The following is a 25,595-nucleotide window of genomic DNA, read 5'->3' on the forward strand; positions in this document are numbered from 1 at the left end:
CAGGGGCGCGGGTGGCGGGGAGCGCACTATCCAATCCCCCGCGCAAGGCCGGATGCAACGCGGGCTTCTCCTCCCGTATGGTTGAGCGGATTCACCCATCGGGGTCGGCAGGATACGCTGGAGACACCGCGGCTCTCCCTCCCCCGCAGAGGGGGGAGGGAGACGCGCCCGAGGCCGGCCTTTGCCTTAATCCGACAGCGATAAGTGAACACCGCAGTCCGCCCCGCCGAAGGGAGGGGAGATGGCGGGTTTGATGTCACGCCGAAGCGCGCAGCGTTCCGCGCGCATCCTGATCGTGCGCGTCGGCGGCGATCCAGCCAGACATCATCACCATCGGCATGCCGGGCCCGGGATGAGCGGCGCCGCCGGCAAGGTACAGGCCGCGCACCTGCCGCGAGCGGTTGCCCGGCTTGAACGCGCCCATCACTCGACCGTGCGAGGCAAGCCCGTAGATCGCGCCGTTGAGCACCCGGTAGCGCTCGTGGATGTCCTGCGGTGTCAGGTGGCGCTCGACGACGATGCGCTCCTCCAGGTCCGGCATGCCGGCGGTGCGCTTGAGCTTGTCCAGGATGGTCCGGCGGTAGTTCTGGAACAGGGGACCGTCCGGCCTCCAATCGTGGTGCGGGCGCAGATACGGCGTGTGCACCAAGACGTACAGGGCCTCGCCGCCCTCGGGTGCCACGCTCGGGTCGGTGGAGGAGGGGGCCGCGAGATAGGCGGTCGGGTCCGGGGCAGGCTCGCCCTTGTTGTAGATGAAGTCGAACTCCTCCTCCGGGTCCCGGGAGAAGACGAAGTCATGGTGGTTCAGGTGCTCGTAGCGCTTGTTTAGGCCGAGATAGAGCACCACGCCCGAGCAGGCCGGCTCGGGATTCTTCTTCTCGTAGGCCTTGCCGACGGCGCCGCCGACGAGCTCGCGGTAGGTGCGGACCGAATCCATGTTCGAGATCACCGCATCGAAGGGCGTCACGCCGTCGGCGGTGCGCACGCCCCGAACCGAGCCGTTGGCCGTCTCGATCCCGGTCACCTCGGTGTTGGTCTTGCAGGTCGCGCCGAGCTCCTGGGCGAGCTTGGCCAGCCCCTCCGCGACCGCGCGGGTGCCGCCCATCGGGTACCAGACGCCGTCGGCCATCTGCATATGGGCGATGGCGCAGAGCACCGCCGGCGCGCCGTAGGGTGAGGAGCCGACATATTGCACGAAGTGGTCGAGCATCTGCGCGAGCCGCGCATCCTTGACCTTGCCGCGGATCGTCGAGGCGACCGATGCGTGCATCCGCAGGGACAGCACGTCGCGAAGCGTGCCGGGATTCATATTGGCCCGGATGTTGATCGTGTCGAACAGGTCCTCGACCGGCTTCCAGAAGAAGAATTTTTCCGAGACCCCGTGCAAGTGCTCTGAGATCGAAAGGAATTTCTTGTAGCCGTCGCCGCTGCCGGGGGCGAAGCGATCCATGTCGCCGGCCATCCGCTCGACATCCTGCATCAGGTCGATGCGGCTGCCGTCGTCGAAGAAGCAGCGCCATTGCGGGTCGAGGCGGCGCAGGTCCATGTAATCGTGGACCGAGCGCCCGGCCTCGGAGAAAATCCGTTCCAGGACCCGCGGAACCGTCAGGATGGTCGGGCCCATGTCGAAGCGGAAGCCGCCCTCGTGCAGCACCGCCGCCTTGCCGCCGAGCCAGCCGTTCTTGTCGTAGACCGTGACGCGGTGGCCCCGCGCGGCGGCGACGCACGCGGCCGCGAGTCCACCGAGCCCGCTGCCGATCACGGCGACCGTCGAATCCTGGCTCATTCTGAAAGGTCGCTCCCCGGGCCCGTCTCAGCGTTGCCCACATGGTGAAGCTAGACGCGGCGCCCGGCGGGTCAACGCGCCACCCGGTCGCGGCACCGGCCGGTCAGGGCCTGTTCGTAGACAGCTGGGCCAGGAAGTTACCGATCTCGCGGCGGCGAAGGGGCGCCTCGAGCACCTCTGGGCCGAGCCCATGGCGCCAGGCGAGGCGGCGCGCCGCCTCGCGATCGTCGCCCTGCAGGCTTGCGATCTCGTCGGCATAGGCCGCTACCGCGTCCGGATCCTCGGCGAGGCCGGCCTCGACGATCGCGGTATCGCAGAGGCGCAGCATCGCGCCGACCTCCTCGAGGTCGAGTTCCGGGTGGTACTGCGTGCCCCAGAACCAGCCGGCCCCGTGCCGGATCTCGATGGCCTGGACGCCCAGCACGCGGTTGCCCGCCAGCACCCGGGCCCCCGGGGGCGGCTCCAGCACCGCGTCCGAGTGGATCGCCGGCGCGTCCCAGACCGCTGGCCGGCCGGCCAGCAGCGGATGGGTGCGGCCCTCCTGGGTCGGGGTGATCGCCCGGGCGAAGCCGTATTCCGGCCCGCGCGGGTTCTCGGCCGCATGGCCGCCGGCGACGGTGGCCGCGACCTGGACGCCCCAGCAGGATCCGAACACCGGCAGCCCCGCCTCCAGGGCCGTGCGCATCAGATCGAGCTGGCGAGTCACCGCCGGCGTACCCTCGGAGACCTTCAGGGTCGATCCGGTGAAGATCAGCCCGTCGAACTCCGACAGGTCTTGGGGGAGCGCCGCGTCGGCGTCGGCCGGGTTGAGGAAGCGGCAGGTGGTCTCGGGGACGAGATCCTGGACCACCACGGCATAGGATTCGGCCGAGGTCCGGCCTGTCGCACCAACGTGCCGTTCGCGGGCCGCCCGATCGTTGCCGTCGGCGATGAGCAGGCGGAGCATAAGTATCTCACAATGTGCAGAGGCGGACCCTGCCCGATCGGCCGGGCCGTGTCCGGGGACGGCTGGTCGCAGGTGCGGCGCGGATCGTCGCGGCGTGGGTCGATCAGGCGGTTCGCCGCGCCACCAGGCCGAGGGCCAGCCCGAGGCCGCCAAGCGTCAGCACGCCCAGGACCGCGAAGGCGGGCGTCGCCGAGCCGAACCCTTCGCCGAGCGCGTTCTGGTAGGCCTCGATCGCCCAGGCGTTCGGCGTGAGCCAGCCGGCCTGCTGCAGCCAGGGGGGCATCAGGAAGCGCGGCACCATCGAGCCGCCCACTGCGGAGAGCAGCAGCACCCCGAAGGTCGAGGCGAGATGGGCCTGCTGGCGCGAGGCGGCGAGCGCGCAGGCGGCGAGCGCCAGGCCCGCGGCCATGGCCGAGACCAGCAGGCAGGCGGTGAGGAAGGCCGGCCAGTGTGGGCCGATCTCGACGCCGTAGAGGAGCCCGGCGGCTAAAAAAATCAGGCCGGCCTGGACCATGCCCTGGAGGGTCAAAAAACCGAACTTGCCGAGCACCACCACCGGCAGGCCGCCCGGGCCGGCCATCAGGCGCTCGGCGATGCCGGTCTCCCGCTCCTCGACCAGTGAGAGCGCCCCCTGCATGGCGGCAAACAGCAGGAACACCGCGGTGATCGCGCCGGCATAGTAGCTCACCCGGGCGTTGGCGGTGCCGGCGGCGGTACTTTGCCGCTCGACCAGCGAGGCGAAGCTGAACGGCTCCTTTTTGGCCCGCTGCTCGGCAAACGCCTCGTCGAGGAAGCGCCGCTCGTCCGGGCCGATCTTGCCGGTGCGCTCCACGTCGGCGACGATGCGGGAGAGCACCACGTCGGGCAGCGCCTCGTTCAGCACGCGCTGGAGCTGGCCCAGGGCGATCGGCGTGGCGAGCGCCTTGGCGGGGTTCTCGACCAGCACCACCGGCTGGTCCGCGGGGCCGGGCGGGGCGTCCGCCGGGGGGGCGATCAGGTCGCCCCGGAGCGCCAGGGCCACGTCGACCGCGCCGGAGCGGACCGCCTGGGTCACCTCCGCCAGATCGGTCGCCGGCAGGCGGGTGACCCGCAGGGACGGGTCGGCCACGAGGGCGTCGGCGAGGCGCTGCGTGGCCGCCGTCCGGGCGAAGTCGGCGAGGCCGAGATGGATGCGGATCCGGTCGCCGGTCGCGCCGGAAAAAATCGCGGCGAAGATCGAGAAGATCACGGTCGGCAGCACGAAGGCCATCACCAGGGCGGCGCGGTCGCGCAGGAGGCTCAGCGCCATCACCCGGAACGCGGCGCCGATCATCCGGCCGCTCCCGCCCGGCGCGGCTCGGAGGCCGCGCGCTCTGCGACTTCCCGGGGCCGGATCGCGTCGAGATACAGCGCCTCCAGCCGCGGGGCGCGGACCCGCACCTCGGCCACCGGCACGCCCTGCGCCCGCAGCGAACCCAGCAGGGCCGCCCCGTCGAGGCCGGAGCGCTCGACCGAGCGCCAGACCAGGCCGCCTGGCTCGGCCGGCACGAAGCCGCTGCGGCGCAGAACGGTCTCCGCGGCCGCATCCGCCGGCAGGGCCAGGCTCAGCTCTCGTTCGGGCGCGCCGACCCGCAGCTGCGCCAGCAGGTCGGCCAGACGCCCTTCGCGCACGATCCGCCCCTGCGCCAGGAACGCGACCCGGGAGGCGAGTCGCTCGGCCTCGGCGAAATCGTGGGTGGCGATCAGGATCGCGGTGCCCGCCGCCTTCAACCGGTCCAGCACCGCGTGGATCGCCGCCCTTGCGGCGAGATCGACGCCGCTGGTCGGCTCGTCGAGCAGGACCAGGCTAGGCCGGTTCATCAGGCTCGCCGCGATGTTGACCCGACGCCGGTAGCCGCCCGACAGGATTCCGACCGGGCGGTGCGCCACGTCGGCGATGTCGGCCATCTCCAGGGCGGCCGCGACGGCGGCGCGCCGGTCCCGCCGGGGTACGCCCGCGAGCTGGCCGAAGATCCCGAGATTTTCCGCCACGGTAAGGCGCGGATAGAGGGCGATTTCTTGGGGCACCCAGCCGATGCTCCGGCGGGCGCGGCCTTCCCGGAACGGGTCGGCGCCGGCCACCCGCACCGTCCCGGCGCTGGGCGCCAGACGGCCCGCGACGAGGCGCATCAGCGAGGACTTGCCGGCCCCGTTCGGCCCGAGCAGCGCCAGGGTCTCGGCGGCGTCGAGCGCGAGATCGACGTGCTCCAGCACCCGCCGTCCCCGCAGAACGAGACCGACGCCTGCGATCCGTACGAGGGGATCGCTCACTCGGTCACCGCCGCGGCAAAGCGCGGGCGAGGCGAACCCGCACCGAGGCGCCGGGCTCCTGCAACGCGAAGGCCGCATCAGAGAAGTCCGGCCGCGCTCGGCGCGCGACGGCGCCGGAGAAGCCGTAGGGTTCGAGCGGCAGGCCGAGCCCGGTGCGGTCGAGGCGGCCGTTGCCGTTCTCGTCTTGGAAGGCCGCCACCGCGTAGGTGCCGGGGACCACATCCCGGAAGGTGAACCGGGCCCGCCCTCCGGAGGCCGGCGCCTCGTCGCCCTGCGTGCAGAACGCTTCGGCGAGACCGCCCTGGCACAGGGCCACCCGGACCGGGCCGCCGCTGGGCTCGATCCCGTCGATCTCGACCTGTAGCGTCGCGGCCACGGCCGGCGCGCCTGCGAGCGCCGCGACGGCGCAGAAACCGGCGGTGAGCGTCGCCCGACCCGGCGCGCCGATCACGAAGCCTCGCCGGAGGTCGCCAGCGGCGCCGTATCGGGGATGCCCGCCTGGGCTGCGGCGCGGGCGCCGGCCAGCTCCTCGATCAGCAGCCGCGCGGTGATGCGGGCGCCTTCGTAGATCACCGGCAGGCCGGAGCCCGGATGGGTGCCGCCGCCGACGATGTAGAGCCCAGGCCCGAAGCGGTTGTGCGGCCGGAAATACAGCATCTGCATCAGATCGTGGGCGAGGTTGAAGGTGGCGCCCTCGTGGACCGCGAAATCCTCCTCCCACTGTGTCGGATCGATGATCCGCTCGTACCGGATCCGGGATTCGATATCTTCCAACCCGAGATGCTTCAGGCGCTCCAGGATCAGAGCGCGGTAGCTCGCCCGGGTCGCCGGCCAGTCGATCCCGGCCTTCAGGTTCGGCACCGGCACGAGGACGTAGAGGGCGGTGTGTCCGGGGGGCGCCATGCCGCCATCGGTGTAGCCGGCATGCTGGACGTAGAGGGAGGGCTGCATCGGCAGCGTTCCCTCGGTGATCTCGCGGATGTTCTTCTCATAGCCGTCGGCCAGGAGGATCGTGTGGTGCCCGAGGCTCGCAGGCACGTTTCCCTCGATCCCGAGATACAGCATGAAGGTCGAGCAGGAGAGCCGGGCCTTCTTGATCTTGGCGTCGCGCCAGCGCGGGCGGTGCCGCTCCGGTACCAGGGCGCGCATCACCTTGGCGAAGTCGCCGTTGATCAGCACCGCGTCGGCGTTGAGGGTCTCGCCGTCCACCACGACGCCGCTGGCGCGCTTGCCGTCGAACACAACCCGCTCGACGTTGGCGTTGAGCCGAAGATCGACGCCCATGCGCCCGGCCAGGCCGGCCATCGCCTCCGACACCGCGCCGCAGCCGCCGACCGGGTGATAGACGCCGTGCTCGTATTCCAGGAACGACAGGATCGTGAACAGGCTCGGGCAGCGGAACGGCGACATGCCGAGGTATTTGGTCTGGAACGAGAAGGCGAGGCGCACCCGCGGATCGGCGAAGTAGCGCTTCAGGTCGCGGTCGACGCTGCGGCCGGGATGTAGGTGGGGCAGGGCGGCGAGCATCGCCGGGCTCGCCATGCTGCGCAGGGTGTGGAAGGCCTGCTGCAGGATCGGCTTGAAGTAGTCGAGCTTCGTCCGGTTCTCGGTGAAGAACGCCTGGACGTTCTTGGCGTCGTCCGGGGCCATCCGGGCGATCTCCGTCTCCATGCGGGCGATGTCGCCGGTGGCGCGGATCGTGCCGGAGATGCCGTCCGGCCCCTCGAACACCAGGTTGTATTGCGGATCGAGCCGCTCCAGCTTGACATGGTCTTCGAGCCGCTCGCCGCAGCTCGTGAAGATGTCGGCGAGGATCTGGGGATAGAGGAAGAAGGTCGGGCCGATATCGAACTTGTAGCCCCCGGGCGCCGTCACCGTCTTCGTGCGGCCGCCGACCTGGGCGTCCTTCTCGAACAGGGTCACGTGGATCCCGGCGCGGGCCAGCAACAGGGCCGAGGCCAGGCCGCCCGGACCGGCGCCGACCACGGCCACCCGGCGTCCGGTCAGCGCCCGCAAACCATCCCCAGACTGAAGCAACGCCGCCGACTCCCCTCGCAACCCCCAAACCCTATCGGCCAAGCTAGCCTCACATCGGCGCTCGGCAATTGCAGCCCTTTGTCGCGCGTTCGGCGCCGGACGCAAAGGGATGGAGTCAACCGGCCGAAACGAGCCGACCTTGGCCGCGGGCGATCGTCTGGAGAGCGATCCCCGCTGCAGTCGCCACGTTGAGCGAATCGAAGCCCGGGGCCATCGGAATCCGCACCGGGCGGGCGCGACTGAGCGTCGTCGCGTCGAGGCCCGGCCCCTCGGTCCCGAGGATCAGAAGCACCCGCGCCGGCACGGGGCGGTCACCGAGCAATTCGGACGCTCCGGGGCTGAGCGCCAGGGCCTCAAGGTCGAGCGCTTCGGCCAAAGCCAGCCAGTCCTGCCCGGGGCTGAGCCGGGCGAAGGGCTGGATCAGCGCGGCGCCCGCCGAGACCCGGATGCTCTTGCGGTAGAGTGGATCGCAACTCGCGGCGTCGAGGAGCACGGCGTCGGCCCCGAAGGCCGCGGCGTTGCGGAAGGCAGCGCCGACATTGTCGTGGTTGGTCAGGCCCGCGAGCCCGAGCACCAGCGCCGGTGCGGGAGCCGGCGGCACGAGGGCAGCGGGTTCGGGCTCCGGTCCGCGCAGGCCCACGGCCAGGACGCCGCGATGGATCGGGAAGCCGGTCATCGCGCTCATCACCGCCTTCGCGGCGAGATAGACCGGCGGCTTCTCCGGGCAGGCGGACACGTCCGGGGCGAGGCCCGGCCAGCGCTCCGGGGCAAGCAGGATCGATTCGGCCCGGAAGCGGGCACGGGGGCCGAGCAGCAGCCGGAGGGTGACTTCGCCCTCGACGATGAAGCGCCTGGCGCGGCCGACGAGGTCGCGCTCGCGCATCCGCGTGTAGGGTTCGAGGCGCGGGTCGTCCGGATCCGCGATCGTCTCCGCGGCGATCGTGTCCCCGGCCTCGTCCACCTCAGCCCTGCTGACGCTCGGCGCGGATCGCGAGCGGATCGGCCTCGGCCTTGGTCGGCACCTTCACCAGCGCCTCGCCGTCGAGGACGGTCTCGCCGGCCACCGAGCAACGGCAGGCGAGACGCGCGCGCCGACGCTCCGGCATCAGTTCGGCGACCGTGACGGTGACGTCGACGACGTCGCCGATGCGCACCGGCGCGCGGAAATTGAGGGTCTGGGAGATGTAGACCGCCCCTGGGCCCGGCAGGCGGGTGCCGAGCACCGCCGAGATCAGCCCGGCCGTGTACAGGCCGTGGGCGATGCGGGTGCCGAACGGCGTGCGCGCGGCGAAGTGCTCGGACAGGTGGATCGGGTTGCGGTCGCCGGTGATCTCGGCGAACCCGACCACGTCGGAGGAGGCGATGGTCTTCGAGAGGGTTTCCGACAACCCGACCTCGAGATCCTCGAAATAGAGCACGCGCAATTCGGGCAGCATGGCTCGGCAGACCTCCGGTTCCGGCCGGTCGCATCTCTGGCGCAGCCGGCTCAACAAGACCGCGTCGCACGATCGCGCCGCCGAATCCACCCGGACGAAGGCGCAAGATCCTTGAACTTTCTTGAGGCGCGGACAGGGTTTTCTCAACATCCGCTCGACAGGCGCGCCGCACTCGGCGATGACGCGCCCCGTGACCGCTGACACCGCCGCCCGCCCCGAGCCGCCCGCCCTGCGCCCGGTCGTCGCCCGCGTGGCGGCGCTCAACCTCGGCTATTTCGGCATCGAGATCGCCGTGGCGCTCGCCATCGGCTCGGTGGCGCTCATCGCCGACAGCCTCGATTTCTTGGAAGATGCGGCGATCAACCTGCTGATCGTCGCCGGCCTGTCCTGGAGCGCGCGCAACCGGGCGCGGCTCGGCACCGCCATGGCATTCATCCTGCTGGTGCCGGCTGTGGCGACGGCCTACGCCGCCTACGACAAATTCGCGGACTTCGTGCCCCCGGCGGCCCTGCCGCTGACGCTGACCGGGCTCGGGGCGCTCGCGGTGAACCTCACCTGCGCGCTGATGCTCGCCCGGCATCGGTCCGGCTCGGGCAGCCTGAGCCGGGCAGCCTATCTCTCGGCCCGCAACGACGCCTACGCCAACCTGGCGATCATCGCGGCCGGGCTGGTCACCGCTCTCCATCCCAGCCCCTGGCCGGACCTGATCGCGGCGGCCGGCATCGCGATCCTCAACGCCGATTCCGCCGCCGACATCTTCCGGGCCGCCGCGGCCGAGCGCCGGGCCGCGAAATAGGCATCCCCATGCGCATCTTTCCGATCTCCGACCTGCATCTGGAGCGGCGGCGGCTCGACCTGATCGCGCTGCCCGAGGAGCCGTTCGACTTGCTCGCCTGCCCGGGGGACCTCTACGAGGGGCATCCCGAGCGGGGGCTGGCCGCCCTGGTACACCTGGCGCAGGGCAGGCCGATCGTGCTGGTGCCGGGCAACCACGAGCGCTACGCCCCCACGGGCGACATGCGCTCGGCGCCGGAGCTGCTGGCGGCTCTGGAGGCCGAGGTCGCCCGGGTGAACGCGCTGGGCGCGCGCATCCACCTGCTGCAGGGCGCGCAGGCTTGTGTGATCGACGGCGTGCGCTTCGTCGGGACGACCCTCTGGAGCGACTGGCGGCTGGCCGGACGTTGGCTCTCCGCCGACGCGCCCGACCGCCCGGAGGATCCGGTCGCCTATGCGGCCGCGCGCATGACCGACCCGGTCACCGGCTCGCGCGAATATCTCGGCTCGATCCGCAAGGCCGATGGTGGGGCGTGGCAGCCCGCGGACGCCATGGCGGTCCATGCGGCCGAGCGCGCGGCGCTGCACGACGCGCTCCGCGTGCCCCATGACGGCCCGACCGTGGTGGTGACCCATCATCCGGCGAGCCCCCTGGCGGCGGATCGCTACCGCGGCCAGCCCGGCGTACCCTGGTGGGTGCCGGCCTTCTACGCCAGCACCGCGCTCGACGACCTCCCCGATGCCGCGCGCCCGGAGCTGTGGATCTCTGGCCATTTCCACGCCGGCCACGATTTGCGGATCGGCCGCTGTCGCTGGGTGTCGAACCCGGTCGAGGGGCAGAGTTACCGGGCGGATTTTTGCGTGACGGTCGGGGCGGAGGGCGGGGTTTAGAGCGTCCTCTCCGTCATTCCGGGCTCGCCTGCGGCGCCCCGGAATGACGGCGTTGTTTATCGAGCTGCCACCGGCATCGCAGATGGAACAGGGGGTTCAAGCGATCGCAGTGCGCCAGCGCAGCCCGACCGGCGAAGATCGCCGCCGGTCGGGCCGGTTCGATCGCTCCCAAGAAGATCAGGCGGCGCGGACGGTGGCCAGGAAGTTCCGGACCTCGGCCGAGAGATGCTCGGACTGGCGCGACAGCGCAGAGGCGGCGGACAGAACCTGGGATGCCGCGGCTCCGGTCTCGTCGGCGGCGCCGGCTACGCCGGCGATGTTCGTCGTGACTTCGGCTGTGCCGCTCGCCGCCTGCCCGACGTTGCGTACGATCTCCTGAGTCGCCGCCTGCTGCTGCTCGACGGAGGCCGCTATCGCGGTGGCGACGCCGCTGATCTCCTGGATCCGCGCCGTGATGCCGCCGATCGCCGTGACCGCCTGTCCGGTCGAGCCCCGGACCTGCGCGATCTGTCCGGAGATCTCCTGCGTGGCCTTGGCGGTCTGCTCGGCCAGCGCCTTCACCTCGGAGGCGACCACGGCGAAGCCCTTGCCGGCCGCGCCCGCGCGGGCGGCCTCGATGGTCGCGTTCAGGGCGAGCAGGTTGGTCTGCCCGGCGATATCCGAGATCAGTCCGACCACGTCGCCGATCCGTCCGACGACCGTGCTCAGCTCCTGCACCAGCGCGCCGGTCTGGTCGGCTTCGGACACGGCCAGCCGGGCCAACTGCGCCGAGCCGTCGACCTGCCGGCCGATTTCCTGGACCGATGAGCCGAGTTCTTCCGCGGCGGCGGCCACGGTGTTGACGTTGGACACCGCCTCCTCGGCCGCGGCCGCGACCGTGGTCGACTGGCTGGCGGTCTGGGCGGCGGTGGCGTTCATCGTTTGGGCGGTGGATTGGAGTTCGGTGGCCGAGGCCGAGACCTGGCCGATGATGCCGCCGACCGTCTGCTCGAAGCTGTCGGCCATCTGGCGCATGCCGGCCTTGCGCTGCGCCTCCGCTTCCAGCCGCGCCTGCGCGGTCTCCGTCTCCATCCGACGGGTCTGGATCATGTTCTCCTTGAAGACCTGGACGGCCCCTGCCATCGCGCCAACCTCGTCGCGCCGCCCCACGGCGGGGATCTCCGTCCCGGTATCGCCCGAGGCGAGCTGATGCATCGCCGCGGTCATGCGTCCGAGGGGTCGGCTGATCTCCAGGACCAGCATCACGACGGCCCCGATCGCCAGGATCGCGGCGAGCGCCAGGAAGCCCGTCATCAGCCGGTGGGCGCGCCCATAGGCGTCCTGCGCCTCCGCCCCGCTGGCCGCCGCCGCCGCACTCTGCTGATCCGACATCGCGACGAGGGTCGCGATGGTCGTCCGGATCGTGTCCGACATCGTGGTGTTGTATTGTTCCTGGGCGCCGACGAGGTCGCCGCGCTCGGCCCGCGCGAATCCATCGGCCTGCTGGTCGAGATACGTCGCCCATTGCCGCTCGAAGGTCTTGTAGAGCTCGCGGGCCGCGTCGGTCTCTAGGAGGCTCGCGTAGCTGGCCTGGTAGGTCCGCAACTCGGCCAGCCGCCGCTGGATCGAATCGAAGGCGTCCTTTCTGTGCTCGGCCGACTTCGCCGTCAGGGCACGGCTGCCGTTGACGCGGATCCGTAAGGTCACGACCTGGATGCCGGTGAGGGCCTGCGCCGCCGGCAGGCGGCTGGCGCGCATGTCCGTGGCAACACGATTGATCGTTTCAATGTGGTAGTAGGACAACGCCGCCAGGCTACAGATCAGAGCAAGCATAACCGAAAAGCAGATGATCAGCTTGCCTTTGATTGACATAAAGTCGAGCATTATACTTCCAGAATAGACTCGCAAAAGCGCCCTCTGCGCTCTTCGAATGCTATATAATGATTTCTAAAAATTCCGATTAATCGATCGGCATCGTTTCGCTCGATCGGTCGCCCGGCGTCGTCGATCGCCGGCATCCCGCAGCCCGGCAGATGCTACAAGGCCCGATCCCGGCCATCCGCGCATCACCCGGTCGACGCCTCCCGAGGGGAAGCCGGCCCTTGTTCGAAAGACACGCATGGAAAGCGTCACCGTCGTCCTGGCCCTGTTGCTGTCCGTGCTGGTGAGCGGCGCCCTCGGCCGGCTGGTCCCGCTGCCGCTGCCCTTGATCCAGATCGCGATCGGCGTGGCCCTGGCGCTGGGGCCGTTGCCCAGCACGGCCCTCGATCCCGAGATCTTCTTCCTGGTGTTCCTGCCGCCGCTGCTGTTCCTCGACGGCTGGCGCATCCCGAAGCGCGACCTGTTCCGCAACGGCCGGACCGTTCTGGCGCTCGCGCTGGGTCTCGTGGCGCTGACGGTGCTGGGGATCGGCATGCTGATCCACGCCATGATCCCGGGCATCCCGCTGGCGGTCGCCTTCGCCCTCGCGGCCGTCCTGTCCCCGACCGACCCGATCGCGGTCTCGTCGGTCGCCGCGCAGGCCCCGGTGCCGCGGCGGCTCATGCACATCCTCGAGGGCGAGGCGCTCCTGAACGACGCCACCGGCCTCGTCTGCCTGCGCTTCGCCATCGCGGCGGCACTCACCGGGACCTTCTCCCTATCGGAGGCCGCCACCACCTTTGTCTGGCTGGCGCTCGGCGGCCTCGGCATCGGCGCCGCCACGACCTTCCTGCTGATGGGCGCCCAGGACCTGCTGCGGCGGCGGACCGGCGAGGATCCGGGCCTGCAGATCCTGTTCAGCCTGCTCACGCCGTTCGGGGCCTATCTCGCCGCCGAGCACGTCCACGCCTCGGGCATCCTGGCCGCGGTCGCGGCCGGCATCGCCATGACCTACGTGGAGATCCAGGGGCGCAGCCTCGGCACCACCCGGGTCCGCCGCACCGCCGTGTGGGACACCGTCGCGCTCGCCGCCAACGGGTCGATCTTCGTCCTGTTGGGTGAGCAATTGCCCGAGGTCTTCGGCCACGCGGTCAAGCAGGCCGACGTGCAGGGCGCCGGCTGGCTGGTGGCCTGGGTGCTGGCCATCACGGCGGGCCTCATGGCGATCCGATTCGCCTGGGTCTGGGTCTCGCTCCACTTCGTCCTCGTAAAGGCGCATCGCCGGGGCGAGCGGCGCGAGGGCCTGACCTGGCGGCTCGTGGCGGCCACGACTCTCGCGGGCGTGAAGGGCGCGATTACGCTCGCCGGCATCCTGACCCTGCCGCTCACCCTGAAGGATGGCACGCCGTTCCCGGCCCGGGATCTCGCGATCCTGCTGGCGATGGGGGTGATCATGACCTCGCTGCTACTGGCCACCACGGTCCTGCCGCCGCTGCTGCGGGGCCTGCGCCTGCCAGCCGATTCCAGCCACGACGCCGAGGAGGATTCGGCCCGCGCCGCCGCGCGCCACGACGCCGTGACGGCGATCGAGGCGCTCCAGCACCGGCTGGTCGAGGAGCAGGAGGACGCGTCCATCGCGGTCGAGGCCGGCGCCCGGGCCATGGACCGTTACGAAGGCCTGGAAGCGCCGACCGGTGCCCCCCGGGAGGGAGGCGGCCGCGCTCGGCAGCTCGCGGTGGCCGAGAAGCGCCTGCGGCTCGCCGGGATCGAGGCCGAGCGCGAGGCGCTCTATCGCCTGCGCCGGTCGCGGGCCATCGACGACGTCGTCCTGCGCCAGCTCGTCCGCGAGGTCGATCTGGTCGAGGCGCGACTGCTGGCCTGGAATCCCGCCGGCCGGGCCCTGTCGACGCCGCGCAGCTGAACCGCGGCGGGCGCGCACGGACTGGACGGTGCCGGCCGGTTTAGTCCCGGTCGGCGGGCGCGACACGTCCAGGGCGTGTCGTTGCACACAGCTTGGCCGTAGAGCCCGGATGAGCCTGGTTCGACCGAGCGTCATACCTCGATCAGCCCCTAGTCACGGGGCTCTGGATCGGGGGTTTCATGACCGGATTTGGCCTGAGATTACGTGGGATCGCGTCGGCTGCTCTGGCCCTCTACAGTGCGAGCGCCACGAATTCGGCCTACGCTGCTTCCGCGGCGCAGCCCGGACAGACCATCGGCCTGCCAGTGGGCGCGCAGCTCCCGGTCGGATTGTACTTCGTGAACCTGTCGAGCTTCGGTAGCCGCAGCGCGCGGCCGGGCGACACCGCGACGAACGTCAACCTGCCGACCTTCGCCTGGGCGACGCCGTGGGACATCGCGGGCGGGCGCCTCCAATTCTTCGTCACCCAGCCGGTCGTGGCCGCGACCCTCCAGGGCGCGCCCTACCAGAGCGGCATCGGCCAGCCGCTGCTCGCCGCCCAGCTCGCCTGGGATCTCGGCAACGATGTCGGCGTCAGCTACTTCTTCGGCGGCTACCTGCCGATCGAGACGCGGTTCCTGACCCAATCCGCGTCGCTGACCCACCGTTTCGCGATCAGCTACACCGGCCAGGATTGGAGCCTGACCGCGAACTTGCTCCACGGGATCTTTCTCGACACGCGCTCGCCCTTCGGCACGCTCTACCCGGACTACCTGAACCTGGATCTCACGGCGGCGAAGAAGTTCGGCAAGTGGCAGGTCGGCGCCGTCGCGTTCGGATCGAGCGACCTGCCGACCGGCGTGTCCAGCTACCTGTCCCAAGGCCAGATCGCGGTGGGCGGCTTGGTCGGGTACAATTTCGGGCCGGTGAACCTGCAGGCCTATCTCACCCGCGATGTGGTCCAGCGCAATTACCGCGGCCGCGAGACCCGCGGCTGGCTGCGGGTGATCGTGCCGCTCTACCAGCAGGACACGAACGAGGTCGAGCCGAACCGCACCCTGGTGACGCGCCGGCAGGCGGAGTAGCCGGGCCGGGGCTCAAACGGCAGCGGGTGAGGCCAGGGCTGCGCCACCGGCGGGGAGGGACGGTCCGAGTTCCTGCGTCAGGCGCGCGCGGAGGCTGGCCTGCTTCGCGCGCACCAACCCGGGAATCAGGAACAGATCGATGACGAGCCAGACGAGCCCGACGACAATGCAGTTGAGCACGATCTGAAGGATCGCTGTGCCGGTTCGGCCGAGATAGAACCGGTGGGCAGAGAAAAAGCCCAAGAAGAACCAGAGCACGTAGGCCAGGACGACGCTCGGTCCTTCGTTGGCGACGCGCTGCTCGATCAGGATCTTCTCTTGGGTCGTCGCTGTCATCTGTCGTGCTCCCCCATCAAGTCACGGCTAAGCTTGAGACAGGGGGGCGACCGAAAGCAAGACCGGGCCGGCGGACAGGATCCGCCGGCCCGGGAGACCTCAGCCGTGCACCAGCACGTTGCGGAACTGCCAGGGATCGCTGGTGTCGATGTCCTCCGGGAACAGGCCCGGACGGTCGGTGAGCGGGGTCCAGTCGGTGTAGACGCCCACGACCGGGCCGAGATACGGGGTCTGGACCTCCAGGCAGCGGCGGAAATCCATCTCGTCGGCCTCGACGATGCCGGCCTCCGGGTTCTCCAGGGCCCAGACCATGCCGGCGAGCACCGCCGAGGTCACCTGCAGGCCGGTAGCGTTCTGGTAGGGGGCGATCGCCCTCGTCTCCTCGATGGAGAGCTGCGAGCCGTACCAGTAGGCGTTCTTGGCGTGGCCGTAGACCAGCACGCCCAGCTCGTCGATGCCGTCGACGATCTCGGTCTCGTCGAGGATGTGGTGCTGCTCCTGCACCTTGGCGGCCTTGCCGAACATCTCGTGGAGCGAGAGCACGGCGTCGTCGGCCGGGTGGTAGGCGTAGTGGCAGGTCGGCCGGAAGACGGCCTGATCGCCCTCACGCACCGTGTAGTAGTCGGCGATCGAGATCGCCTCGTTGTGGGTCACCAGGAAGCCGAACTGCGAGCCGGCGGTGGGCACCCAGGTGCGCACGCGGGTGTCGGCACCCGGCTGCAGCAGGTAGATCGCGCAGCGCGAGCCCTTCTCCTGCTCGCGGGCATTGGCGGGCTTCCAGGTCTCGTGGGTACCCCAGCCGAGCTCGGCCGGCTGGTTGCCCTCGGAGACGAAGCCCTCCACCGACCAGGTGTTGACGAACACGCCCCGGGGCTTGGGGTTCTTGGCGCGCTGGGTGTCGCGCTCGGCGATGTGCACGCCCTTCACGCCCAGGGTCTTCATCAGGGCGGCCCAGTCCTCGCGGGACTTCGGCTCGGGCGTTGTGACGCCGGTATCCTTGGCGATGTTCAGGAGCGCCTGCTTGACGAACCACGAGACCATGCCGGGATTGGCGCCGCAGCAGGAGACCGCTGTGGGGCCGCCCGGCTTCTGGGCGCGGGCGTCCAGGATATCCTGGCGCAGGGCGTAGTTGGTGCGGTCGCCCTGGCCGCGGCTCTTGTCGAAGTAGAAGCCCGGCCAGGGCTCGGCCACGGTGTCGATGTAGAGGGCGCCGAGCTCGCGGCACAGCTCCAGGATCGCCCGCGACGAGGTATCGACCGAGAGGTTCACGCAGAAGCCCTGGCCGCCGCCCTCGGTGAGGAGGGGCGTGAGCACCGCGCGCAGGTTCTCCGGGGTCAGCGCGACCTTCTCGAAGCGCAGGCCGTGCTTCTCGGCGAGCGCCCGGTGGGTGTCGACCGGGTCGATCACGGTGAAGCGGGCGCGGTCGTACGCGAAGTGCCGTTCGATGAGCGGCAGGGTGCCGCGTCCGATCGAGCCGAAGCCGATCATCACGATGGGACCGCTGATACGGCCATGGATCGGGTGACGGGACGGCTGTTCGGTCATGAAAAAATCCTTGTCTGGCGGACGCCTGAGGTCCGCTCTGAGGCTCGCGAGCGGGTTATGGCGCGCGTGTGACAGTGGGGCGACAGGCGTGCTGCGCGGCCTGCGCCGGCGCGTACGTCGAATCCGGTCGTCGGAAAGCCGCTCAATGGCGGCTCACCCGCCGGCGGTCAACTGCGCTGCACCATAGACGGTTAAGGCGCCATTGAGGAACGGCACACGCCATCATGTTTGCAGTGCATGTGGCCTACGCGCAAAGGCGAGTGGCGAGCAGTCTCCGCATGGCTCATATTGCGGTGCAGCAAAGGTCCCGCAGAACAATCAACATCCCTGGGGCCGAGGAAACGTCCGAGATCCTGATCTTCGGAGTCGTCATGCTCGCTTTCATCGCCACCCGCATCCCCGGCCCGGTCGCCGAGACCGCCGACCGCGATCCCGGCATCCTCACCCTCGTGTTCACCCTGGCCCGCGCCATCCGCATCGGGGCCGAGGCCGCCTTCGCGCGCCGCTGCGCCCTCGCCGAGGCCGCCGGCGGACCGAACCCGTTCTGAGGCTTGCCGACGGAGTGGACCGGCGTCGGCCGGTGATTGCCTCACCCCGATTGGGACGTTAGGCGGCTTTGCCGTCAATGGCCCGGGGGATCGTGATTCCATGTCGACGTTTCGAGCAGTCGTTCGCCTCAGTCTGATCGCGACGCTGCTGCTTGCCGTTCCGTTCGCGTCGCCGCGTGCCCAGGATGCCGAGCCCGAGGCGCCGGCCGCCGGTGACGCGCCGGTCAAAGCCAAGCCCAAACCCAAGCCGAAGCCGCCCGCTCCGAAGCCGGCGGCCAAGCCGGCTGCCGCCGCCACGCCCGCTGCAGCGCACGCGACCTGGCCCACCGGCGCCAGCACGGTCAGCGAGAGCTACGGTGACTGGACCATGACCTGCACCCGCCCGAGCGAGAAGGTCACCTGCATCATCGCCCAGTCCCAGGGCGATTCGCAGACCGGCCGGCGCAAGTTCGGCGTGGAGCTGCAGGTTCCGAATGACGGCCGCTCGGAGGGCATCGTGCTGATGCCCTTCGGCCTATCCATCGAGGCCGGCGTGACCTTCAAGCTGGACGAGCAGACCCTCGGCAAGGGCGCACCCTACAGCCTGTGCGTCTCCGACGGCTGCCTCGTGCCGATCAGCTTCCCGGCGCTGGCGCTCGACGGCATGCGCAATGCCAAGCAGCTGTTCGTGACCGGCCAGAAGTCGAGCGGCACCGAGCCCGCCACCATCACGGTGCCGCTGGAAGGGTTTCCGCAGGCGCTCGACCGCGCCGTCGCCCTCAGCGGCTGAGACCGATCGGACCGGATCCGGCCAATCCCCGGGTTACGGTTAAGCCAGCGTTAGCCGCGGTGCCGCAAGGTGGATCCCATGTGTGGCGCCGGGCGCCGTGGCCCGAGGGGGTCGCGCGCCGGGATCGGATCGGCGAGGCGATGGGTTCGGAGGGCAGGCGATCCCGGATCGGCCGATACGGCGGCGCGCTGCTGCGTGTGTCGCTGCCCGCGCTTGCCCTTCTGGCGGCGATGGACCCGGCACTGGCCGCCCGTCTGATCGGCGCCAAGGGCAGCGAATCGGGCACCGGCCCCGGCGGCTACGGCCGGATCGTGCTCACCTTCGACAAGCCGGTCACCGTCAAGGCGAAGCTCGCCGGCGGCATCCTGCTGATCGGCTACGGCGAGCGCGTCGCGCCCGGTCCCGAGCATCTCGCCGAAGAGATGCCGGCCTTCGTCTCCACAGTCCGGCGTGATCCCGACGGCTCGGGCCTGCGGGTCGCGCTGCAGCGGCCGTTCCGGGCCAATGTCCAGTCGGCCGGCGAGCGCGTGTTCGTCGATCTGCTGCCGGAGGGCTGGTCCGGCCTGCCGCCGCCGCTGCCCCCCGAGGTGGTCGCCGAACTCGCCCGCCGGGCCCGGGTCGCCGAGGAGGCGTTGCGGGCGCGCACCCCGCCGCCGGTGCGCAAGCCCCTCAGCCTGGAACTCGCCCGGCTCCCGACCCTGACGCGCCTGTCCCTGCGCCTGCCCGACGACACGATGGCGACCGTGAGTGCCGAGGGGGCGACGACGCGCCTGCGCGTGGCCGGGGCCTGGACCATCGATTCGAACGACGCCCGCGGCCGCCCGCGGCCCGGCATCGCCAAGCTCGCCACCGAATCCGACGAGGGCTCGGCCAGCATCCTGGTCACCCCCGCCGAGGGTTTTTCCATCACCACGGAGCGCGAGGACGGAGCCTACACGATCGATGTCGTGAGCAAGGCGCCGCCGGAGGCCGCGAAGTCCAAGGCCGCCGACGTGCCCGGCCCGGCCGAGCCGAGCGTCGCAAAGCCGGCCGCACCCATCCCCGCACCGACCCGGAAGGCCGAGGCCCCGGCCGTCCCGGACGCTGCCCCCCAGGCCCTGCCGAAGCGCCAGGCGGGCGCCGGCTTGGTCTTCCCGTTCCAGACCCTGCCGCCCGCGGCCCTGTTCGAGCGCGGCGGCGTCGCCACGCTGGTGTTCGAGACCGCAGAGCCCGTGACCGTGCCGGCGAGCCGCCAGGGCCTCGCGCCGGTGGGAGCAGCGGAGCGGATCGGCGCGGTCACAATCCTGCGCTTCACCGTGCCGCCGGGCCGGCTGGTGGATCTGGCCGCCGTCACCACCGGGGCCAGTCCGGCCTGGGAGCTGTCGGCCGGCGACGCCCTGAGCCCGAGCGACAGCCTCGACCCAATCCGCAAGCCGGACCCGACCGGCCGGATCACCGTCGCGCTGGCGCTGCCCCGGCCCGGATCGGCGACCTGGCTCGACCGCGACGGCGAGCGCATCGCCGTGGTCACCTCGGCGGCGCAGCGCGCCATCGGCAATCCGAAGAGCCGCCGCTTCGTGGATTTCGAGATCCTGCCGAGCCGGCACGGCGTTGCGGTGCTGGCCGGCGCCGACGATCTCGCGGTGCGGCCCCAGCTCGACGGGGTGACGATCGGCCGGGAAGGCGGTCTCGCCGCCTCGACGGCCGCCCGTAAGGCCGATCCCGCCCTGGCCGAGGCCGGCACCCTCGCGGTCCCGCCCGATGCGTGGGATCGAGCCCGGGCCGGCAACGTGCGCGAGACCCTGCGGGCCCTGGCCGATGCCGCCGCGACCGTGCCGCCCGCCCAGCGCGGCCCGGCGCGGCTCGCACATGCCCGTGCCAACATCGCCAACGGCTTCGACCTCGAAGGGCTCGCGGCCCTGGAGGCGGCCGCCGCCGACGACCCGCTGCTGGCGACCCAGCGCGACGTCGCCGTCCTGCGCGGCCTGGCGCTGGTGCGCAGCGGCCGCAACGCCGAGGCCCTGAAGGCCCTGTCGGCGCCGCAGCTCGCCAGCGACCCGGAGGCCGCCCTGTGGCGGGCGATGGCCGCGGCCGGGCTCAGCGACTGGAAGGCGGCCGAGACCGGCTTCCTCAACACGCTGCCGCTGTCCGAGAGCTATCCCCCGGACCTCGCCCAGCAGATTCGCGCCCAGGCCGCGGAATCGGCCATCGAGAACGGCGATGCCGAGACGGCTGCCGCCCGGGCCGAGGACGCGCCCAACCTGCCCCCCTGGATCCGCGATCGCCTCGCCCTGGTCCGCGCCCGCGTCTCGGAGGCGACCGGCCAGACCGAGGCGGCGCTCGACGCCTATGCCCGCCTGGAGAAGGTCGGCCAGCGGCCGGTGGCGGCCGAAGCGCAACTGCGCGGCACGCTCTTGGCCCGCGCCTCCGGCAAGCTCGAACCGGATGCGGCGATCGACCGGCTGGAGCGGCTGGCGCTCACCTGGCACGGCGGCCCGACCGAGACCGGCATCTCGGCCGGCTTGGCGCGGCTCTATCTCGGCGCCGGCCGCTGGCGCGACGCCTTCACGGCCTTGCGCCGGGCCAGCGCCTTCGCGCCGAACGACACCGCCACCCAGGCTTTGGCCCGTGAGGTGCGCGCCGCCTTCGAGAACCTCTACCTCACCGACAAGGGCGACGCGCTCTCCGGGGTCGACGCGGTGGCGCTGTATTTCGATTTCCGCGAGCTTGCCCCGATCGGCCGGCGCGGCGACGAGGTGGTGCGCCGGCTGGCCGACCGCCTGGTCGGGCTCGACCTGCTCGATTCGGCCGCCGACCTGCTCCAGTACCAGATCGACAACCGCCTCACCGGCCCGGCCAAGTCCGCCGTGGCGGCCCGGCTCGCCACGATCCGGCTGATGGACGACAAGCCGATGCGGGCGCTGCAGGTGCTCGACGCCACCAACCTGCCCGAGCTGCCCGGCGAGCTGAAGCGCGCCCGCGCCCTGGTCCGCGCCCGCGCCCTCTCGGACCTCACTCGCACCGACCTCGCCCTGGAGACGATCGAGGACGAGAGCGGCTCCGATATCGAGCGCCTGCGCGCCGACATCTACTGGGGCGCCCGCCGCTGGCGCGAGGCCGGCGAATCGCACGAGGCGCTGCTTGGAGACGCCTGGCGCGCCGGCCGGCCGCTGGACGAGCAGGCCCGGGCCGACGCGGTCCGCGCCGCGATCGCGTACGACCTCGCCGGCGAGGCGATCGGCCTGGAGCGGCTGAAGGCGAAGTTCTCCGAGGCGATGGCCGAGAGCCCGGACGCGCGCACCTTTGCGCTGCTTACGGGTGCCAATCCGACGAAGACGCCGGAATTCCGCGCCATCGCGGCCCGCGCCACCAAGGCCGAGACTCTGTCGGCCTTCCTGGCCGAGTACCGCAAGCGCTATCCCGAGACCGCCTTGCCGGAGCGCGGCGCGGCGACCGGCGCGCGTCAGAGCAGCGTCGAGACCCCGGGCACGCCGCCGGGGTGAGGGATGTTCTCCACGCTGTCCCCCGGGGCGAAACCCGCGGCGGCGAGGCGACAAGCGTGTCCCGCTCGTAAGCACCCGTTCGAGCCGCCGGCGCGCGAAGTGGGGTTTTCGGTCATGCGGATCGTCGACGCCCGATCCCGGACTTCCATCGCCCCGCGCCGTCATTGCGAGCGGAGCGAAGCAACCTAGGGAACCGCCACGTTCGGAACGCGCGCGCAGCCCTGGGTTGCTTCGCTGCGCTCGCAATGACGGTGAGGGCGACTTGGAGGGCCCGATCCTCACTGCGTCAGCCGCGCGACCTGCAGCGCTTGATCGAACATGGCGTTGAGCGAACTCTTGATGTCAGCCGGGCTGTTGGCCGTGTAGAAATATCCCGGCGAGGCGCAGCTCTGCAGAGGCGTCGCGAGTGTCGGGCTGAACGCGTTCACCTTCTTGTTTTCCCCGGCGACGATCCCGCCGTAATCCGTGAAGGTGATGATGTTGTAGGGAATGTACAGGATCGAGATCGTCGCTCCGGCATTCTTCAGCGCCGTGCAGAGTGACGGATCGATCTGTGAAGGGGTCGATATGTCGAAGTCGGCGTTGGCGTAGCCCGAGAATTTTGAAGGGTTGCCCGGGTAGTAGTATTTGTTGTTCTTGAAGATGGAATAGTGCTGACCGTTCTGCATCCCGTCCGTGATCAGGAAGACGAATGGCTTGCGCGCGTTGATGCTGGAGCCGTCGCCGAACCCGCCGGTATTGGTGATGGCGGTCCTCATCTGCGGCAGGACGACCTCGAAATGCGTGCCGCCGGAGCCGATGCCGGTGCTCGGGTCGTTGTTCGTGTAGAGTTGGGTGGTTCCGGTATCGAGCAGGCCGGTCAGGGCGAGGGGCCAGGCCAGGGAGCACTGGGCGGCGGTGTTCAGGGTCGCGATCGAACTGTTGATGTCGGCGAGCGTGCCCATCTGGTTGATGAACGGGTACAGGCCGACGCGGTACTGATTCGTCACCGTCGGGTTGGCGGCCCGCTGGATCAGCGAGCAGACCGCGTTGTTGACGGCGTCCGAGCGCAGCTGGATCTTGCCTGCGGCCAAGCCCCAGCCGTCGTTGCCGGGATAATGGCAGGCGAACTGGCAGCCCTGCTGGTAATCCCATTTCATGTCGTTGTTCTGGCTCGCCAGCTTGCTCATGCCGGCGGTGGTCGCCGGCAGGCCCATCGAGCCCGACACGTCCAGGAGCAGGTAGAAGTCGAGATAGCTCGCGAGGTCGGCCGAGGCCGTGACCGTGTTGGAGAAATTCGTGGTCGGTGTCCGGAAGATCTGTCCGAAGTTGTTCTTCACCGCGGCGCTGTAGACGACCGTCGACACCAGGGTCTGGCTTCGTCGCACGATCGTCGGCGTCCGGAGCTGCACCTGCGCGAACGGCACGGTGCCGGCATTGACCCTGAAGGCGTTGGTCGCCTGGGCGATGCCGGCCGCGATGGCGTTGGCGGTCACGTTCGCCTGGCCCGGATTGGCGGCGATGTAGGCCTTGGCGGTCGCCACCGCGGCGATGGCGGCCGCATCCGCGGCGGCGTCGAGCTTGGCCTTGTCGGTGATCGCCACGCCGTAATCGACCCCATAGCCGAGCAGGCCGACCATCGGCAGCAGGCTCAGGCCGAACAGGATCGTCACGTTGCCGGCGCGCGCGCCCGAAAGGGGCGCCGCCCGGGCGACGAGGCGGCGCGCGCGGTTCAGAAACCCGGGCATTTCACGGCGATCCCATCGTTGCCCGCCGGGTCGAAATTGACCAGCGAGGCGTAGCGCGGCTGCACGTACATCGAGCGGGCGATCCGAACGGCGGGGACGAACCGCGCGCCGAAGGACGGCCGGAAGTTGAAGACCACATCCACCGCGACGATCGAACCCGGCCCGAAGACCGAGCGGGGCAGCGTCGTCCGGTTGGGCGGGGCGGTGTCGGCGGCGGGAAGCTGCGGGACCGCGCAGGGCCGGTAATTGCCGCCGGTGGTGCCCGAACTCGTCCAGGCGACGGCGGCCGTGTAGCAGGCGCTCAGGTCGCTGCCCGTACAGCTCGACGCCGTCTGGGTGAACGCGACCGCGGCGTAGGTGATGGCGATGTCCTGCCACCATTGCAGGCCCTGCCGCGGCCCGTCCTTCATCAAATACGGAAACAGCACGAGGGTGGAATCGTAGCTGAAATGCAGGTCGGCGGCGTTGACGGTCGCCACCGTCGAGCCCGAGGGCGGCATCGCCTGGGAGATCATCTGGCTGATCGACTGGGCGACCAGCCCGACCTTGCGGCTGGCGTTGACGTAGGTGACCAGCTGGATGCCGCCGAGCATCAGGATCAGCAGAACCGGCAGGAGCAGGGCGAACTCGATCGCCGAGACCGCCCGCGTGTCCCGGAAGAAGGACGCTGCCGAGGGCAAACCACCCGCCATCAGAACAGCTCGTTGCGGAACGCCGCCGTCGAGATCGTCAGGTAGGCCGGTGCGCCGTTGAAGGTCGCACCGCCGCCGAGCATCGACGCGAACGCCGAAGGCAGGAAGGTGATCGGATAGATCACCAAAAGGTACTGGTACTGCCCGCGCGTGCCGAGGCTGTACTGGCCGGAACCCGGGGTCAGCGCCGGGATCGCCAGGCCGCTGAGGTCGGATTTCACGTAGGTGTAGTAGCCGCTGGAGGAAGAACCGGTCGGCACCACGTACAGGTTCACGACGAGGTTGCTGCATTTCAGCGTCGCCGGCAGGTTGCGGCACAGCGAGGTCTTGAAGCTCGCCTGGTCGAGGGCGCTCGCCTGGGCCGCCCCGGTGAGGATCTGCCGGGCGGCTCGCGTCGTGGCGTAGTCCAGAGACTGGTTGATGAACAGGATCGTGGCCACGGTCATGACGAACAGCAGGGCCAGGATGAACAGCATCGCGACCAGGGCGAACTCGACCGCAGCCGCCCCTTTCCGATCGCGAACGTAGTGATGCATGAAAAACATGCGCTCAGTTAGCAAGGGATTGCTAAACCCAAGTTAAGACAGACTTGGGGACTCTATGGACTTACCTTGGTGAATCTTGGGCCGCATCCGGCCTGATCGCATTGGGCCGGCCTCTCAAAGTCATTGCCATGACGCGCCAACTGGCGCCGAACCGGTATCCACTTCGGCAACGCGCGTTCTATCCGCCGTAGCTCTGGACCAGTGACCCGGCGACCAGGGTCCAGCCGTCGACCAGCACGAAGAAGATCAGCTTGAACGGCAGGGCGACGGTGGCGGGCGGCACCATCATCATGCCCACCGCCATCAGCACCGAGGCGACCACGAGGTCGATGATCAGGAACGGGATGAACAGCAGGAACCCGATCTCGAAGGCGCGGCGCAGCTCCGAGATCATGAAGGCCGGGGTCACGATCTCGAGGCCGACATCCTCCGGCCCCTTCGGCACCGGCACCTTGGCGAGGTCGAGGAACAGCTTCAGGTCCTTCTCGCGCACGTTCTTCAGCATGAACGTCTTGAACGGCGCGGACGCCCGCTCGAAGGCCTGGACCTGCGTGATCCGCCCAGCGACCAGGGGCTCGATTCCGGCGCTGTAGGCGGCGCGCCCGGTGGGGGCCATCACGAAGGCGGTGAGGAACAGCGCGAGACTGACGATCACTGCGGTCGGCGGCGCCGTCTGGGTGCCCAGCGCCGAGCGCAGGATCGACAGCACCACGACGATCCGGGTGAAGGCAGTGGCCATCACCAGCACGGAGGGCGCCACCGCCAGGACGGTGATCAGCGCGACGAGCTGGAGCGCCCGCTCGGTGGTGCCGCCCGCGCCGAGATCGACGCTGAGGCTCTGGGCCAGGGCCGGTCCGGCCGCCAACAGGGCGCCGGCCAGCCCGGCGAGGCTCAGGATGCGGCGTTTTCGGACAAGGGACCGTTTCGCGTCGCCGGCCGGCGCGTCATCCATCGGGGTCACGGGCATC

Annotated in this window: 22 protein-coding genes; 7 read left to right on the forward strand and 15 right to left on the reverse strand. The window is 70.3% G+C overall.

Features of this window, described 5'->3' with window-relative positions; translation table 11 throughout:
- Positions 1–256: 256 nt before the first annotated feature.
- The 8 genes from MKK67_RS07595 to croR all read right to left on the reverse strand — a co-directional run bounded on the left by MKK67_RS07595 (position 257) and on the right by croR (position 8,494).
- Positions 257–1,786, reverse strand: coding sequence for a phytoene desaturase family protein (locus MKK67_RS07595; protein ID WP_243963177.1), 1,530 nt, complete (start codon positions 1,784–1,786; stop codon positions 257–259).
- A gap of 103 nt (positions 1,787–1,889) precedes the next feature.
- Positions 1,890–2,732, reverse strand: a complete 843-nt coding sequence (locus tag MKK67_RS07600) for a type 1 glutamine amidotransferase (RefSeq protein WP_243963178.1) — start codon at positions 2,730–2,732, stop codon at positions 1,890–1,892.
- A 103-nt stretch (positions 2,733–2,835) separates the two neighbouring features.
- The gene (locus MKK67_RS07605) at positions 2,836–4,044 is read right to left on the reverse strand and encodes an ABC transporter permease (protein WP_243963179.1); all 1,209 of its coding nucleotides are present in this window, start codon (positions 4,042–4,044) and stop codon (positions 2,836–2,838) included.
- A complete protein-coding gene (locus tag MKK67_RS07610) occupies positions 4,041–5,021 on the reverse strand; it encodes an ABC transporter ATP-binding protein (protein ID WP_243963180.1) in 981 nt (326 codons plus the stop codon). The genes MKK67_RS07605 and MKK67_RS07610 overlap by 4 nt, the downstream gene beginning before the upstream one ends.
- Before the next feature lie 4 nt (positions 5,022–5,025).
- Positions 5,026–5,472, reverse strand: a complete 447-nt coding sequence (locus MKK67_RS07615) for a DUF2141 domain-containing protein (RefSeq protein ID WP_243963181.1) — start codon at positions 5,470–5,472, stop codon at positions 5,026–5,028.
- A complete protein-coding gene (crtI, locus tag MKK67_RS07620; protein ID WP_243963183.1) occupies positions 5,469–7,058 on the reverse strand; it encodes a phytoene desaturase family protein in 1,590 nt (529 codons plus the stop codon). The genes MKK67_RS07615 and crtI overlap by 4 nt, the downstream gene beginning before the upstream one ends.
- Before the next feature lie 115 nt (positions 7,059–7,173).
- Positions 7,174–7,941 carry a TrmH family RNA methyltransferase gene (locus tag MKK67_RS07625; protein ID WP_243963264.1) on the reverse strand — a complete coding sequence of 256 codons (768 nt, stop codon included), beginning with the start codon at positions 7,939–7,941 and terminating at the stop codon, positions 7,174–7,176.
- A gap of 79 nt (positions 7,942–8,020) precedes the next feature.
- Positions 8,021–8,494, reverse strand: a complete 474-nt coding sequence (croR, locus tag MKK67_RS07630; RefSeq protein WP_243963184.1) for a MaoC family dehydratase — start codon at positions 8,492–8,494, stop codon at positions 8,021–8,023.
- 178 nt (positions 8,495–8,672) lie between these two features.
- Between croR and MKK67_RS07635 the strand changes: the two genes are divergently transcribed.
- Both MKK67_RS07635 and MKK67_RS07640 read left to right on the forward strand, forming a co-directional pair.
- On the forward strand, positions 8,673–9,290 hold the full coding sequence (locus MKK67_RS07635; protein WP_243963186.1) for a cation transporter: 618 nt from the start codon (positions 8,673–8,675) through the stop codon (positions 9,288–9,290).
- Between the two features lie 8 nt (positions 9,291–9,298).
- On the forward strand, positions 9,299–10,159 hold the full coding sequence (locus tag MKK67_RS07640; RefSeq protein ID WP_243963188.1) for a metallophosphoesterase: 861 nt from the start codon (positions 9,299–9,301) through the stop codon (positions 10,157–10,159).
- A gap of 177 nt (positions 10,160–10,336) precedes the next feature.
- Here MKK67_RS07640 and MKK67_RS07645 read toward each other — a convergent pair whose 3' ends face one another.
- Positions 10,337–12,022, reverse strand: a complete 1,686-nt coding sequence (locus MKK67_RS07645; protein ID WP_243963190.1) for a methyl-accepting chemotaxis protein — start codon at positions 12,020–12,022, stop codon at positions 10,337–10,339.
- 235 nt (positions 12,023–12,257) lie between these two features.
- On the opposite strand from MKK67_RS07645, the gene MKK67_RS07650 reads away from it, so the two are divergent.
- Together MKK67_RS07650 and MKK67_RS07655 are read left to right on the forward strand one after the other, a co-directional pair.
- Positions 12,258–13,919 carry a Na+/H+ antiporter gene (locus MKK67_RS07650; protein ID WP_243963192.1) on the forward strand — a complete coding sequence of 554 codons (1,662 nt, stop codon included), beginning with the start codon at positions 12,258–12,260 and terminating at the stop codon, positions 13,917–13,919.
- A gap of 179 nt (positions 13,920–14,098) precedes the next feature.
- Entirely contained in the window at positions 14,099–14,983 is an 885-nt protein-coding gene (locus MKK67_RS07655) for a transporter (protein WP_243963194.1), read from the forward strand.
- Between the two features lie 12 nt (positions 14,984–14,995).
- Here the strand turns inward: MKK67_RS07655 and MKK67_RS07660 are convergent, their stop codons facing one another.
- Together MKK67_RS07660 and MKK67_RS07665 are read right to left on the reverse strand one after the other, a co-directional pair.
- The gene (locus MKK67_RS07660) at positions 14,996–15,319 is read right to left on the reverse strand and encodes a TM2 domain-containing protein (RefSeq protein WP_243963196.1); all 324 of its coding nucleotides are present in this window, start codon (positions 15,317–15,319) and stop codon (positions 14,996–14,998) included.
- 99 nt (positions 15,320–15,418) lie between these two features.
- Complete coding sequence (locus MKK67_RS07665; RefSeq protein WP_243963198.1) at positions 15,419–16,864, reverse strand: homospermidine synthase; 1,446 nt, start codon at positions 16,862–16,864, stop codon at positions 15,419–15,421.
- A 371-nt stretch (positions 16,865–17,235) separates the two neighbouring features.
- Here MKK67_RS07665 and MKK67_RS07670 point away from each other — a divergent pair, with 371 nt between their 5' ends.
- From MKK67_RS07670 to MKK67_RS07680, 3 genes are all read left to right on the forward strand, one after another.
- On the forward strand, positions 17,236–17,412 hold the full coding sequence (locus tag MKK67_RS07670; RefSeq protein ID WP_243944475.1) for a hypothetical protein: 177 nt from the start codon (positions 17,236–17,238) through the stop codon (positions 17,410–17,412).
- Between the two features lie 100 nt (positions 17,413–17,512).
- A complete protein-coding gene (locus tag MKK67_RS07675; RefSeq protein ID WP_243963200.1) occupies positions 17,513–18,181 on the forward strand; it encodes an invasion associated locus B family protein in 669 nt (222 codons plus the stop codon).
- A 140-nt stretch (positions 18,182–18,321) separates the two neighbouring features.
- A complete protein-coding gene (locus MKK67_RS07680) occupies positions 18,322–21,663 on the forward strand; it encodes a hypothetical protein (RefSeq protein ID WP_243963201.1) in 3,342 nt (1,113 codons plus the stop codon).
- Between the two features lie 278 nt (positions 21,664–21,941).
- Here MKK67_RS07680 and MKK67_RS07685 read toward each other — a convergent pair whose 3' ends face one another.
- The 4 genes from MKK67_RS07685 to fliP all read right to left on the reverse strand — a co-directional run bounded on the left by MKK67_RS07685 (position 21,942) and on the right by fliP (position 25,594).
- On the reverse strand, positions 21,942–23,390 hold the full coding sequence (locus MKK67_RS07685) for a pilus assembly protein TadG-related protein (protein ID WP_243963202.1): 1,449 nt from the start codon (positions 23,388–23,390) through the stop codon (positions 21,942–21,944).
- Positions 23,375–24,082, reverse strand: coding sequence for a TadE/TadG family type IV pilus assembly protein (locus MKK67_RS07690; RefSeq protein WP_243963203.1), 708 nt, complete (start codon positions 24,080–24,082; stop codon positions 23,375–23,377). The genes MKK67_RS07685 and MKK67_RS07690 overlap by 16 nt, the downstream gene beginning before the upstream one ends.
- On the reverse strand, positions 24,082–24,618 hold the full coding sequence (locus MKK67_RS07695; protein WP_243963204.1) for a TadE/TadG family type IV pilus assembly protein: 537 nt from the start codon (positions 24,616–24,618) through the stop codon (positions 24,082–24,084). Before MKK67_RS07695 ends, MKK67_RS07690 begins: the two co-directional genes overlap by 1 nt.
- 187 nt (positions 24,619–24,805) lie before the next feature.
- Positions 24,806–25,594: a flagellar type III secretion system pore protein FliP gene (gene fliP, locus MKK67_RS07700; protein WP_409568378.1), complete on the reverse strand. Its 789-nt coding sequence runs from the start codon at positions 25,592–25,594 to the stop codon at positions 24,806–24,808.
- Position 25,595: the final 1 nt, after the last annotated feature.

Source organism: Methylobacterium sp. J-072 (assembly GCF_022829425.1).
Taxonomy (GTDB): Bacteria; Pseudomonadota; Alphaproteobacteria; order Rhizobiales; family Beijerinckiaceae; genus Methylobacterium.

Bases quoted from the DNA above. Each gene is read 5' to 3' on its own strand.
- MKK67_RS07595 (WP_243963177.1), bottom strand. From the start codon at position 1,786: ATGAGCCAGGATTCGACGGTCGCCGTGATCGGCAGCGGGCTCGGTGGA.
- MKK67_RS07600 (WP_243963178.1), bottom strand. From the start codon at position 2,732: ATGCTCCGCCTGCTCATCGCCGACGGCAACGATCGGGCGGCCCGCGAA.
- MKK67_RS07605 (WP_243963179.1), bottom strand. From the start codon at position 4,044: ATGATCGGCGCCGCGTTCCGGGTGATGGCGCTGAGCCTCCTGCGCGAC.
- MKK67_RS07625 (WP_243963264.1), bottom strand. From the start codon at position 7,941: ATGCGCGAGCGCGACCTCGTCGGCCGCGCCAGGCGCTTCATCGTCGAG.
- croR (WP_243963184.1), bottom strand. From the start codon at position 8,494: ATGCTGCCCGAATTGCGCGTGCTCTATTTCGAGGATCTCGAGGTCGGG.
- MKK67_RS07635 (WP_243963186.1), top strand. From the start codon at position 8,673: ATGACGCGCCCCGTGACCGCTGACACCGCCGCCCGCCCCGAGCCGCCC.
- MKK67_RS07640 (WP_243963188.1), top strand. From the start codon at position 9,299: ATGCGCATCTTTCCGATCTCCGACCTGCATCTGGAGCGGCGGCGGCTC.
- MKK67_RS07645 (WP_243963190.1), bottom strand. From the start codon at position 12,022: ATGCTCGACTTTATGTCAATCAAAGGCAAGCTGATCATCTGCTTTTCG.
- MKK67_RS07650 (WP_243963192.1), top strand. From the start codon at position 12,258: ATGGAAAGCGTCACCGTCGTCCTGGCCCTGTTGCTGTCCGTGCTGGTG.
- MKK67_RS07655 (WP_243963194.1), top strand. From the start codon at position 14,099: ATGACCGGATTTGGCCTGAGATTACGTGGGATCGCGTCGGCTGCTCTG.
- MKK67_RS07660 (WP_243963196.1), bottom strand. From the start codon at position 15,319: ATGACAGCGACGACCCAAGAGAAGATCCTGATCGAGCAGCGCGTCGCC.
- MKK67_RS07665 (WP_243963198.1), bottom strand. From the start codon at position 16,864: ATGACCGAACAGCCGTCCCGTCACCCGATCCATGGCCGTATCAGCGGT.
- MKK67_RS07670 (WP_243944475.1), top strand. From the start codon at position 17,236: ATGCTCGCTTTCATCGCCACCCGCATCCCCGGCCCGGTCGCCGAGACC.
- MKK67_RS07675 (WP_243963200.1), top strand. From the start codon at position 17,513: ATGTCGACGTTTCGAGCAGTCGTTCGCCTCAGTCTGATCGCGACGCTG.
- MKK67_RS07680 (WP_243963201.1), top strand. From the start codon at position 18,322: ATGGGTTCGGAGGGCAGGCGATCCCGGATCGGCCGATACGGCGGCGCG.
- MKK67_RS07685 (WP_243963202.1), bottom strand. From the start codon at position 23,390: ATGCCCGGGTTTCTGAACCGCGCGCGCCGCCTCGTCGCCCGGGCGGCG.
- MKK67_RS07690 (WP_243963203.1), bottom strand. From the start codon at position 24,082: ATGGCGGGTGGTTTGCCCTCGGCAGCGTCCTTCTTCCGGGACACGCGG.
- MKK67_RS07695 (WP_243963204.1), bottom strand. From the start codon at position 24,618: ATGCATCACTACGTTCGCGATCGGAAAGGGGCGGCTGCGGTCGAGTTC.
- fliP (WP_409568378.1), bottom strand. From the start codon at position 25,594: ATGCCCGTGACCCCGATGGATGACGCGCCGGCCGGCGACGCGAAACGG.